The organism is Rhizobium sp. P43 (assembly GCF_056730705.1).
In genome coordinates this window covers 1126520-1138874 of sequence record NZ_CM161539.1, presented here as the reverse complement: position 1 = coordinate 1138874, position 12355 = coordinate 1126520, and the positions used below count along the sequence as shown (strand labels likewise).

Here is a 12355-nt window from a genome sequence, read left to right as displayed (position 1 = left end):
AACTACTCCGCAGGCACACCCGCCACCGAGCGGAAAAGACTGCGCTCCTGAGCGCGCTTTTCCGGACGACGGCGCGTCAACGCCAGGATGAAGCCGGCCGTGACACAGATCGCCGTCATCGACGATCCACCATAGGATATGAGCGGCAGCGTCATGCCCTTGGCCGGCAGAAGTTCGAGATTGACGCCGATATTGATCATCGACTGCACGCCGAGTAGCAGCACGAGGCCCGACACGGCGAGACGGTTGAAATCGTTGCGCTCCTTGTAGGCGTGGCTCAAGCCACGCAGCACGAGGAAGGCGAAGATCGCCACCAGCACCATGCAGAAGACGATGCCGAATTCTTCGGCCGCGACCGAGAAAATGAAGTCGGTATGGCTATCAGGGATGATGCGCTTGACCACACCCTCGCCTGGCCCCTGGCCAAACCAGTCACCACGAATGATGGCTTCGCGGGCGGTATCGACCTGGAAGGTGTCGCCTTCCCCGGTCAGGAATCGATCTATTCGCCCCGCAACATGCGGCAGCGTCAGATAGGCCCCGAAGAACCCGGCGCCCCCCAGGACGCCCAGAATGACAATCCAGAGCCAGGGCATGCCGGCCATGAAGAACATCGCCCCCCAGACACTGCCGATCAGGATTGTCTGACCAAGGTCAGGCTGGGCGATCAGCAGTGCAGCGGCGATGGCAAACAGCAGGATGGCGAAGAGATTGCCGGGAATTTCCGGCTGGCGCGCGTGTTCGGAAAACAGCCAGGCGCAGATCACAACGAAGGCAGGTTTCATGAACTCAGACGGCTGGATCGACATGGATCCGATCGACAGCCAGCGCCGCCCGCCTTTGACCTCAAGACCGATGAAAAGCACCAACACCATCATCATCAGAGAGGCCGCCAGGATCAGCATGGCCACACGCCGTACCTGGCGCGGGGAAAGAAACGACAGGCCAATCATGACCACAAGCGCCGGCATCATGAAGATCGCGTGGCGCTTGACAAAATGGAAGCTGTCGAGGCCGAGCCGTTCGGCCACCGCCGGCGAGGCCGCGAAAGAGAGCATCAGCCCGATGCCCATGAGGAGAACGAAGGTGATCAGGAACAGACGGTCAATCGTCCAGAACCAGTCGGCGACCGGCCCTCTCTCCACGCGGCTTACCATCTCATTTGCCTCCTGTCGGCAGATCGATCAGCATCGTCACCCCTGGAAGATCTGCGACATGCGAAACGAAGGCGTCGCCGCGGACCTCGAAATTCTTGTACTGGTCGAAGCTCGCACAGGCCGGTGAGAGCATCACTGCCGAAGCTTCGCCATCCCGATCAGCATCCGCTGCAGCATGCGCCACGGCACGCTCCAGTCGGTCCGAGATCTCGTAAGGCACACGGTCCCCGAGCTGTGCTGCAAAGGCCGAAGCAGCCTCACCGATCAGATAGGCTTTCACGATGCGCGGAAAGAGTGGTGCGAGGCTTGCGATGCCACCTTCCTTCGGCAATCCGCCGGCGATCCAGTAGATCCGCTCGTAGCTTGAAAGCGCAGGCGCTGCCGCATCCGCATTGGTCGCCTTGCTGTCGTTCACGAAAACGACTTGAGCGCGCCGCCCAACCGGCTGCATGCGATGCTTGAGGCCCGGAAAGCTCTGGAGCCCCTTGCGGATCTCCTCTTCCGACGCCCCGGCGGCCAGGCAGGCTGCGATCGCCGCACAGGCATTCTGGGCATTGTGGCTGCCGCGCAGCGTCTGGATGCCATCGAGATCCACCAGCAGCGACGTTGCACCCTGCTCCGCCCGCATGATCCGCGAACCCTCTGCATAGAGCCCGTCTGCCAGCGGCTGGCGCTTGGAGATCCGGATGACCTTCGTCCCGGCCCGCTCAATGCGGTCACCGATCAGTTCGCAGTAGCTGTCATCGATGCCGACGATCGCCGTCTTTGCCCCGGCGACCAGACGTTCCTTCACATCCGCATAGTGCTGCATGGTGCCGTGACGATCGAGATGATCGGGCGTCAGGTTGAGCAGGATGCCGGCCGTCGGATTGAGAGTCGGCGCAAGATCGATCTGGTAGGACGAGCACTCGACGACGAAGAAGCGACCGTCCTTCGGTGGATCGAGCGTCAGCACCGCACGGCCAATATTGCCGCCCAGCTGCGTGTCGCGACCGCTTGCCTGAAGAATATGGGCAATCAATGCCGTGGTCGTCGACTTGCCGTTGGTTCCGGTAATCGCGATGAACGGGCAGTCCGGCGCATGCGTCCGGCGCTCGCGCACGAAGATCTCGACATCGCCGATGATCTCGACGCCAGCGGCACGCGCAAAGCCCACCGTCCAGTGCGGCTTCGGATGGGTAAGTGGCACGCCCGGCGAAAGCACGAAGGAAGCGACGGAGGACCAGTCGATCTCGCGCAGATCCCGCGTCGGGACACCTTCGGCAGCGGCCCGTGCCACACTGTCGGGATTGTCGTCCCAGGCGATCACACCAGCCCCGCCGGCCTGCAAGGCCTTGGCGGTCGCGAGCCCCGAGCCACCGAGCCCGAACAGTGCGACGGTCTTGCCCTTGAACGTGGTCGCCGGAATCATCGCCGCCTCACCGCAGCTTCAGGGTGGACAGGCCGAGCATGGCAAGGCCAACCGCGATGATCCAGAAACGGATGACCACCTGGCTCTCCGTCCAGCCGAGCTTTTCGAAGTGATGATGGATCGGCGCCATCAGGAAGACGCGCTTGCCGGTCAGCTTGAAATAGCCGACCTGGATGATGACCGAGAGCGTCTCCATGACGAAAAGACCGCCGATGATCGCCATGACGATCTCGTGCTTGGTCGCGACAGCGACCGAGCCGATCAGACCGCCAAGGGCAAGCGAGCCGGTGTCACCCATGAAGATGGCCGCCGGCGGGGCATTAAACCACAGGAAGCCGAGGCCCGCTCCGATCACCGCGCCAAGCACAACCGCAAGCTCACCGGTGCCGGGCACGAAATTGATCTGCAGATAGTTCGCAAAGACGGCATTACCGGCGAGATAGGCGATGACGCCGAACGAGGCAGCGGCAATCATAACCGGCACGATCGCCAGACCATCGAGACCGTCGGTCAGGTTCACCGCATTGCCGGCGCCGACGATGACGAAGCCGCCGAACAGCACGAAGAAGATGCCGAGATCGATCAGGAAGTCCTTGAAGAACGGGAAGGCGATCGAAGACCCGAAGGTCGAGCCCTGCGGTCCAGAGCTCAGCGCCGTTGACATCATGAAATAGACGGCAGTGCCCGCGATCAAAAACTCGATCCCCAGACGCGCCTTGCCGGAAAAGCCCTTTTCCGTCTGCTTCGTCACCTTGAGATAGTCGTCATAAAAGCCGATCGCGCCGAAGCCTAGCGTGACCAGCAGTGTCGCGACGACATAAACGTTCGAAAGATCCGCCCAGAGCAGCGAGGAAACCACGATGCCTGCGAGGATCATCAGACCGCCCATGGTCGGCGTACCCGCCTTCTTGAAATGGGTCTGGGGTCCGTCGGCACGGATCGGTTGACCCTTGCCCTGGCGCACGCGCAGCGAAGAAATCATCGCCGGGCCGAACAGGAAGACCACCAGCGCCGAGGTGAAGAGAGCAGCCCCGGTCCGGAAGGTGATGTAACGGAAGAGATTGAAAAACTGAAGGTTGTCCGCCAGTTCCACAAGCCAGATCAGCATGGGAGCCCTTTCAAAAAGCCCGGAATTAAAGGTGGCGCTCCGTGTCGGTGAATGCCGGATACTTGTCAAGCAGAGCCGAAACGATCTTGCCGAAACCGATGCCGAGAGAAGATTTGACCATCACGACATCGCCGGACCGGACCTCTGCGGTAACGAAATTCGCGAGCTCCTGCGTGGTCTCGAGATAGACGACGTGCACCGTTTCCGGCAGAGCGTCGCGAAGCGCCGCCATTTCCGGACCAGCAAGCCAGACATGCTCAATGCCGGCAGCAAGCAACGGGCCGGCGAGATCGGCATGCACGCTCGGAGCAAACTGGCCCATTTCCAGCATGTCGCCGAGAATGGCGATCCGTCGCCCCTCGCCTGTCGGCTGGGCGGCTGCGAGAACGGCAATCGCGGCCCGCATCGACGCCGGATTGGCATTGTAGCTTTCATCGATCAGCGTCAGCACGCCATCGGGCATCTTCAGCCGGTGGCGCTGACCGCGCCCCTTGACCGGCGTCAAGTTCGCAAGCGCCTCGATGGCCGCATCGACATCTGCACCGACAAGCGAGACGGCGGCAAGAACCGCCATCGCATTTTCGGCCAGATGCCGGCCAGGAGCACCGATCGTCACTTCGCGCGTCTCACCGCCAAACGACACCCAAAGCGTCGAGATCTCGGCCGCACCATCGAATTCCGCCAGCCGGAACTCAGCCTTGGCGTGCTGCCCGAAGCTATGAATGTTTTCGACACCTTGCGCGAGCGCCGCCTGTTCGAGGCGTTCGTAATAGGGATTGTCGCGATTGAGGATCGCGTCGCCGCCATTGACGATGCCCTCGAAGATCTCCGCCTTGGCGTCGGCAATCTCTGACACATCGGAGAAATTCCCGAGATGGGCGGGCGCAACGGTCGTGATGATCGCAACATCGGGCCGCACCATGCGCGACAGGGGACCGAGCTCCCCGGAATGGTTCATTCCGAGTTCGAACACGCCGTAACGCGTGTCGATCGGCATGCGGGCCAGCGTCAGCGGCACACCCCAATGATTGTTGAACGAGGCGACGGAGGCATGCACCTTGCCGGAGGGCGCAAGCGTCAGGCGCAGCATCTCCTTGGTCGTCGTCTTGCCGACCGAACCCGTGACGGCAATCACGGTCGCGGGAGTCCGGTCACGGGCGGCCATGCCGAGCTTCTGCAGGCCGACGAGAACATCCTCGACCACGATCATCGGCACGGTCAGACGGCCTAGCGCGGGCAGCTTGGCTTCGCTGACGACAAGCAGCGATGCACCGTTGGCAATCGCGATGCTGGCATAGTCATGGCCGTCGACACGGTCACCTTTGATGGCGAAGAAGGCTTCGCCTGGTGTGATCGTGCGGCTGTCGATCGAAATACCGGTAACGCCTTCAGGCAGATTGCCGAAGGGACGGCCACCCATGGCGGTAACCATTTCACGCGCGGTCCAGAGCAGGGTCAACGGTCGAACTCCTCCAAGGCTTTGCGGACTTCCTGGTGGTCCGAGAACGGATGCGTCTCGGTCCCGACCGTCTGTCCTTCCTCATGCCCCTTGCCCGCCACGATCAGCGTGTCCCCGGTGGAAAGCATGGCAACCCCGGCCCGTATGGCCTGGGCGCGGTCGCCGATCTCGATCCCCTTTGGCGTTGCCGCCATGATCTCGGAGCGGATGGTCGCCGGCACTTCCGAGCGCGGATTGTCATCGGTGACAATAACCACGTCGGCAAGCCGCGCGGCGATCTCGCCCATGATCGGCCGCTTGCCCTTGTCGCGGTCCCCACCGCAACCGAAGACCACGATCACCCGGCCCGTCGTAAACGGACGAACCGAGGTCAGCACATTTTCAAGCGCTTCCGGCTTATGGGCATAATCGACATAGGCAAGTGCCCCGCCCTTGGTCTGGCCAACAAGTTCCAGCCGACCAGATGCACCCTTCAGATGCTCCAGCGCCTTGAGCGCGACAGCGGGTCCCACACCCGTCGCGATGGCGAGACCGGCAGACACCAGGGCATTGGCAATCTGGAAATCGCCGGCAAGCGGAATGTGAACTTCGAAGATTTCGCCCGCATGATGGACTTCGGCGACCTGCTTGTGACGAAAATGCTCGACGCGCTTCAGGCTGAGGAAATCGCCCTTGCGGCCCACGGTCCGGACATCGTGGCCGGATGCCTTCACGACGCGGATCGCCTCGTCCGACCAGGCATCATCAGCGAAAACAACAGCCGGCGCGCCCTTGGGCAGCAGCGTATCAAACAGCCGCATCTTGGCCGCCATGTAGTCTTCCATGGTCGGGTGGTAGTCCATGTGGTCCCGACCGAGATTGGTAAAACCGGCAGCCGAGAGCACCACGCCGTCGAGACGGCTTTGGTCGAGCCCGTGGCTGGACGCTTCCATGGCAGCATGCGTCACGCCCTCATCGGCGAGTTCGCCGAGAAGCGTGTGCAATGCCAGCGGATCCGGCGTGGTCAACGAACCATAATCATTGCGCTTCGGCGAGATAACGCCGGTCGTGCCGATCTGGGCTGCCGCATGGCCGGCTTCCGCCCAGATCTGGCGCGTGAAGGAGGCGACCGACGTCTTGCCGGCGGTACCGGTCACGGCGACCATCACCTTTGGCTGGCGACCGACGAAGCGGGCAGCCGCAAGCGCCAGAAAACGGCGCGGATTATCGACGACCACGACGGGAACGGAGGTGTCGATGGTATGGGAGGCGACGATGGCGACGGCGCCCTTTTCGACGGCCTGAGCAGCATAGGCCGAACCATCGGCCTTCGATCCGGAGAAGGCGAAGAAGACGGTGCCCGGTTCGACCTTGCGGCTGTCGGCTGAAAGTCCCCGAACCTCGATGCCGGCAGCGCCGCCAGCTGTCACCTGATCCCCAAACTCCTCGCCAGCCAGTGCGCCCAAAAGCATATGCAGTCCATCCTCTCGGGGCAATTTTCGCGAATCGCCCCGTCTGTAGTCGATCTGATCAATAAGAGACGAGCAATGCTGAGCCGTCTTCCCCGTATTTCGGTTCTACACCAAGAATTGCGGCGCTTCTGCGGATGATCTCGCCGACGATGGGTGCAGCCGTCAGACCAGCGGTGCGGCCTCCGCCCTCGCCCGTCTTAGGTGCATCGATGAAGCTCAGTACGAGATATTGCGGATTTTCGATCGGGAAGGCCGCCACATAGGAGTTGAAGTTCTGATCGTCGGAATACCGCCCGTTGACGACCTTTTCCGCCGTACCGGTCTTGCCGCCGACATTGAAACCTTCGACAAGCGCGTGCTTGCCCGAACCGCTCTTGCCGTTCAGCCAGAACAGATAACGGATATCGTCGCTGGTCTGCTTCTTCACCACGACCTGTGCAATCTGGTCGGCCTGTTCGCGGTTGCGGGTCAGGAAGGTCGGCGCGATCAGCTTGCCACCATTCACGAGGGCTGCAGCACTGACCGCCGTCTGCAAAGGCGTCGTCGAAACGCCGTGGCCGAACGAGATGGTGATCGAGTTGATCTGCTTCCATTCGCGCGGCTGCGACGGCGCCTTGACTTCGGGCAGCTCGGTCTCAAGTCGCGTCAGAAGCCCCATCCGTGTCAGGAACTCCCGGTGGCCGGCCGTACCGACGGCTTCGGCCATGCGGGCCGTGCCGATGTTGGAGGAATACTGGAAGATCTCCGGCACGGTCAGGATCCGGTTCTTGCCGTGGAAATCCTTGATGGTGAAGCGACCGATGCGGATCGGATAGCGGGCGTCGAAACTGTCCTTCATCGACACCTTGCCCGAATCGAGCGCCATGGCCGTGGTGAAGGTCTTGAAGGTTGAACCCATTTCGAACGTGCCGTTCGTCATCCGGTTCATCCAGCCCTCCTGCGCCCCTTCCTGGGGGCGATTCGGGTCGAAGTCCGGAATGGAAGACATGGCAATGACTTCACCCGTATGCACGTCGAGCACGACGGCACCGGCAGCAATCGCCTCATACTTCGTAACGGCAGTAACCAAAGCGTCACGCAGAATGTTCTGAACACGGATATCGACGGAGAGCTGGACGGGCTCAAGCGGCGTGTCGCTGGTCATGCCAAGCGCACGCAGATCCGCCATCCCCTGGTTGTCGATGTACTTCTCCATGCCGGCCATACCGCGATTGTCGATATTGACGTAGCCGACGATATGCGAGGCAGTCGCACCACCCGGATAGAAGCGGCGCTTTTCCGGACGGAAGCCGATTCCGGGAATGCCGAGCGCCAGTATCTGGCTCTGCTGCTTCGGCGTCAGCTGACGGCGAAGCCACTGGAAGCGGGAATCGGACGAGAGCTTGCGATAGGTATCCCTGACGTCGAGATCCTTGAGCACGGTCGAAAGACGCTCGACCGCCTCGTCGGGATCGACGATCTTGTGCGGCTCGGCAAACAGCGACACGGTACGGATGTCGGTGGCCAGCACTTCGCCGTTGCGATCCAGGATATCGGGGCGGGACGCCATCAGACGATCGGCCGGCAGGATGCTGGACACGGTTTCCGGCTGGGCATGGCCATACTGCACCAGACGACCGCCAATCACCGCATAGGCGATGCAGAAGGTGGCGATCATCAGGCCGACGCGGGTCTTCGCCATCTCGGACTTGCGCTTGCCTGTCCCCTTGAACGTGGCGGTATTCACCACGGCACCGCCACGCTGCACGTCGGTGGAAAAGTGCGCCTGGCTTTTCAGCAGCATGATTTTCGAAAGAAATGTCATCAGCGGTCCACCGATCCTGTCATGATGAGATCCTTGATGGGGTCGGACGGAGCCGTTGCGCTGAGGCCGTCGGCAGCGCCCTCCTCGGCTTCCGGCACGGGAACCTGGTCCTTCGGCATGGGCAGTTCCATCGGCCGGGCGAGCTGGCTGGGATCGGTCGGCACGAGCTGCAGCTCGGCCGCATAGGTCTGCACCAGCCGCTCCAGACGGTTGGGTTGCGTCAGCAAGGCCTCGTCCGCCTTCAGGAGATCGATCGTATCTTTCTCGAGCTTGATTTCAGCTTCGAGCCGGCGAACTTCGGCCGCCTTGTTATCTGTGTGATGCTTGATCTTGTAGGTGACGGTCGCCGCCGCCAGCATGGCGCAGACCATGAGAAAATCGAAGGGTCTCAGCACGGTCAGCCTCCGATCTTTTCGAGAGTGGCAAGGTCAGGCAGATCGAAGATCGACATATCGGCGCGCTCGGCAGGCGCCGAAGTGCGGATGCCGGCGCGAAGCTTCGCGGAGCGAGCGCGGGGGTTCAGTTCCGCCTCTTCGTCTGTCGCTGCGACCATGCCCTTGCCGACCGGTTCGAAGGTTGCCGGGCGCGCTTCCACCATGGGAAGATGGCGCGAGCCTGACGCCTTGCCGGACCGTTCGGAGAAGAATTTCTTGACGATGCGATCTTCCAGCGAGTGGAAGGTGACGACGACCAGACGACCACCGGGCTTCAGCGCCCGCTCGGCGGCAAACAGTGCCTGGGCAAGCTCGCCCAGCTCGTCGTTCACATAAATGCGCAAGGCCTGAAAAACGCGCGTGGCCGGATGGATCTTGTCCTTGGCCTTGCGCGGATTGACCGTCTCGATGAGGTTGGCGAGCTCACGCGTCGTCTGGAACGGTTCGCTGGCGCGGCGCTTTTCGATGGCGCGTGCGATTCGGCCCGCATGCTTCTCTTCGCCTAGAAAGCCGAAGATACGGATGAGGTCCGAAACCTTGGCGCGATTGACGACATCCGCTGCAGAAACGCCGGAAACGGCCATGCGCATGTCGAGCGGCCCGTTGCGCTGGAACGAAAAACCGCGCTCGGCCTCATCGATCTGCATCGAGGAGACGCCGATATCGAGAACGACACCGTCTAGACCACCCGCAGGCGCAAAGTTGCCGAGATTGGAAAATTCCGTGTGATGCAGGCTGAGGCGACCGCCGCTTGCATCGACAAGCGCCTGACCGCCCGCAATCGCATTGGGATCACGGTCGAGCGCAATCACATCGGCACCCTTGCCGAGAATGGCGGTCGTATAGCCGCCTGCACCAAAGGTGCCATCGAGGATGACTTTGCCGGAAGCTGGCTCCAGCGCATCAAGCACTTCTGTGAGAAGAACCGGAATGTGACGAACCGGTCCGCCATCGGCATCGGAAAAACCTTCGCCAAAGTTCGCCGCCATTCCGTTTCCCCGTCTTTCTAGGTGCGCAGGCCCCGCTGCCTGACCACCTCTCTGGCCCTCGCCTGCGCCTCGTGAAACGCCTGCGGTTGCCACACCTGAAAATGATCCGAACGGCCGACGAAACAGACCTCCGAGGAAATCCCCGTGAAATCCCGGATGAAATCCGTCACCGCCAATCGCCCTTCGGCATCGAGTCGCGTGAAGACGCCGCCACCATGCAGCAGCAGCGACATCTCGTTTGCCTCCAACGCAAAGGGATCCTCGGCCGCCACTTTCCGCTCGTACCGCTCGAGCAGATCCGGACCACCGATATTGATCGCCGGATAGACGAAATCCTGGAGACAATAAAGCTCCTGAATTCCGCGCTGCACCAGCACGGCGCGAAATGCCGCAGGGACGGAAACCCGCCCCTTCGCATCGATCCTGTTTGTCGCGTTGGACAGGAAGCGGCTCATCTCTGACTACCGACCTCCCCTTGGACGAAGGGCCACCACACGACCCCCGATTACGCATGGATACACCAACCGAAACACCCGCGACGCGCCCGCCCGAAAGACGAGAGGAAGCACCTGATTCACGGGACTGGGGGAATGGAAAGACCCCCGCAACGGCATGCAAATGGGATACCATGGGACAATATGGGCGTCAATGGGAACGGTCGGGATGAGCCCTTTCCGCGATTCAATTATTGATAGGCGGTTAAGCTTAACGAATGGTTAGAAGCCGCTGTTTTCCGGGCGCAATTCGGCAGCCGTTGCCGCAAATGTGATCCGACCGCGCGCAGCACATTCCGCCTTTGTTTTCAGGCGGTTCGCCGAAAAGAGGAAAAAGGGAAAATTTGCCAGTTGGCCTGTAAGCCGGGTTCTGTATGGCCCCGGTTTCCCGGAACGTGGCAGCCATTCATCTGGGACAGCGTTTGCACGCTGCCTCGCGCAACCCACCCGGATGACTGGCCCGGAAACAGGCTGTAGCAACGCTTGCGCGCCACCCGCGTCATCCCTATTCGGTTTTGCTCCCGGTGGGGTTTGCCGTGCCGTCCCTGTTGCCAGCGACGCGGTGGGCTCTTACCCCACCCTTTCACCCTGACCTCGCATGCGAGGCGGTTTGCTTTCTGTGGCACTTTCCCTGAGGTCGCCCTCGCCGGACGTTATCCGGCACCGTGTTTCCGTGGAGCCCGGACTTTCCTCACCCTACCGCCTTTCGGCATTGGTAAAGCGCGGCTGCCCGGCCAACTGGCAAGGGGTCCTTAGCCGACCCGTTCTGCGATTGCCATCAAAAAGCGAGACGCCACGCCGGCTTGGAGGCTTTTGGTGAATCAGTCTCTGAACACGGGCCGGAACACGTCCCCATAGGCATCGTCCAGGATCCGTCCATGCTGGATGAGTTCGGCACCGAGGCGTCCGATCTCGTCGGAACTCTTCGCCGCCGCACCGCATCCGCCGGTCAACACGGCGATTCGCTCGCCGGCAAAACCGATGGCCGGATAGTTGTCCGGCGTGAACGAGGTCACGCAGGCCGCCATGGAAATAGGCGCATCCGCAAGCGTCGGCACCAGTCCGGTGATGATTCGATGCAGATGATCGCGTGTCGTCAGCCGCCCGCCGCGCCGGAACCAGGCACGGATCTCCGGCTCGGTTTCAAGCAGCAGATCATCGGGATCGCCGCCGATCTTCAGATAGGTCTTGCCATCGGGATAGCGCACCGGCGGCAGAAGGTAGATGTGATCGATGGGATCATCCGGCTGGTGGATCAGCGATGGCATGCCGGCATAGGCGTCCAGTTCCGCGTCCGGGATCTCGAAGAAGGCAACCGTACGCCCATAGACCTTGAGATCGAGGGAACGCGGCAGAAGGTTTTCGTTGATCGAGAAACCGCCAGCGGCGATCAGCACCCGTTCCGCCGAATAGACCGCGCCATCGTCGGTGGTGACGATGGCGACATCCCCCTCCTCCCGAACCGACACCGCCGTCCGGCGGATCACGGTCGCACCGGCCTTCTCGGCCAGAACGCTCTGCGCCTCGACGAGCCGACGCGGATTGACGTAACCGGCATTCTTCTCTTCGTAGACACCCTCGCAATCGGTGCCGAAGTCGAAATAGCGGAAGCGCGACGTGAGCTCGGCATCCGACAGCATCTCGATCGAAACGCCGAGCTGGCGAGCCGCCAACTCGACCTGACCGACATAGGGATCGCGCCCGCCGCGTTTCGGCCCGACGATCAGGCAACCAATCTCTTCGTAGAAGTCGACGCCACTCTCGGCGGCAATCTCGCCATATCGGGCGATCGACCGATTGGCGAGCCGGGCCCAGACTGGGTTCGAATCGATCGTCCGGGTAATCCGCGCCTCGTCATAATGGCTGGCAAAGACGCCCTGATGGTTCGCCCAGTCTTTCGGCTCGTCCGGGCCGATGACGGCAACGCCATCACCCTGCATCGCGAGGTAACGGGCCGCTGCAGCCCCCATCATGCCCCGACCAACAACAAGAAACTTGAACCGCTCGACCATACGACACCATCCTTACGTTGCGTCCGGTGATAGCAT

General features: G+C 61.8%; 10 protein-coding genes and 1 other RNA gene. All 11 read right to left on the bottom strand.

Features of this window, described 5'->3' with window-relative positions; genetic code table 11:
• Window positions 1–2: 2 nt before the first annotated feature.
• Window positions 3–1157, bottom strand: coding sequence for a putative lipid II flippase FtsW (gene ftsW / locus AC1PUL_RS05645; protein WP_480467109.1), 1155 nt, complete (start codon window positions 1155–1157; stop codon window positions 3–5).
• A 1-nt stretch (window position 1158) separates the two neighbouring features.
• Window positions 1159–2568 (bottom strand): UDP-N-acetylmuramoyl-L-alanine--D-glutamate ligase, encoded by a 1410-nt coding sequence (murD, locus tag AC1PUL_RS05640; protein WP_480467108.1) that lies wholly within the window; start codon window positions 2566–2568, stop codon window positions 1159–1161.
• 7 nt (window positions 2569–2575) lie between these two features.
• The gene (gene mraY, locus AC1PUL_RS05635; protein WP_298461659.1) at window positions 2576–3676 is read right to left on the bottom strand and encodes a phospho-N-acetylmuramoyl-pentapeptide-transferase; all 1101 of its coding nucleotides are present in this window, start codon (window positions 3674–3676) and stop codon (window positions 2576–2578) included.
• 25 nt (window positions 3677–3701) lie between these two features.
• Complete coding sequence (locus AC1PUL_RS05630) at window positions 3702–5135, bottom strand: UDP-N-acetylmuramoylalanyl-D-glutamyl-2,6-diaminopimelate--D-alanyl-D-alanine ligase (RefSeq protein ID WP_480467107.1); 1434 nt, start codon at window positions 5133–5135, stop codon at window positions 3702–3704.
• Window positions 5132–6586, bottom strand: coding sequence for a UDP-N-acetylmuramoyl-L-alanyl-D-glutamate--2,6-diaminopimelate ligase (locus tag AC1PUL_RS05625; protein WP_480467105.1), 1455 nt, complete (start codon window positions 6584–6586; stop codon window positions 5132–5134). Before AC1PUL_RS05625 ends, AC1PUL_RS05630 begins: the two co-directional genes overlap by 4 nt.
• A gap of 58 nt (window positions 6587–6644) precedes the next feature.
• Window positions 6645–8390 carry a peptidoglycan D,D-transpeptidase FtsI family protein gene (locus AC1PUL_RS05620; protein WP_480467103.1) on the bottom strand — a complete coding sequence of 582 codons (1746 nt, stop codon included), beginning with the start codon at window positions 8388–8390 and terminating at the stop codon, window positions 6645–6647.
• Window positions 8390–8785: a cell division protein FtsL gene (gene ftsL / locus AC1PUL_RS05615; protein ID WP_480467101.1), complete on the bottom strand. Its 396-nt coding sequence runs from the start codon at window positions 8783–8785 to the stop codon at window positions 8390–8392. The genes AC1PUL_RS05620 and ftsL overlap by 1 nt, the downstream gene beginning before the upstream one ends.
• A gap of 2 nt (window positions 8786–8787) precedes the next feature.
• Window positions 8788–9813, bottom strand: coding sequence for a 16S rRNA (cytosine(1402)-N(4))-methyltransferase RsmH (rsmH, locus tag AC1PUL_RS05610; protein WP_480467099.1), 1026 nt, complete (start codon window positions 9811–9813; stop codon window positions 8788–8790).
• A gap of 17 nt (window positions 9814–9830) precedes the next feature.
• A complete protein-coding gene (gene mraZ, locus AC1PUL_RS05605; protein WP_136542797.1) occupies window positions 9831–10268 on the bottom strand; it encodes a division/cell wall cluster transcriptional repressor MraZ in 438 nt (145 codons plus the stop codon).
• 382 nt (window positions 10269–10650) lie between these two features.
• Window positions 10651–11049, bottom strand: an RNA gene (rnpB, locus tag AC1PUL_RS05600) — RNase P RNA component class A.
• Between the two features lie 79 nt (window positions 11050–11128).
• On the bottom strand, window positions 11129–12319 hold the full coding sequence (locus tag AC1PUL_RS05595; protein WP_480467097.1) for an NAD(P)/FAD-dependent oxidoreductase: 1191 nt from the start codon (window positions 12317–12319) through the stop codon (window positions 11129–11131).
• Window positions 12320–12355 lie beyond the last annotated feature (36 nt).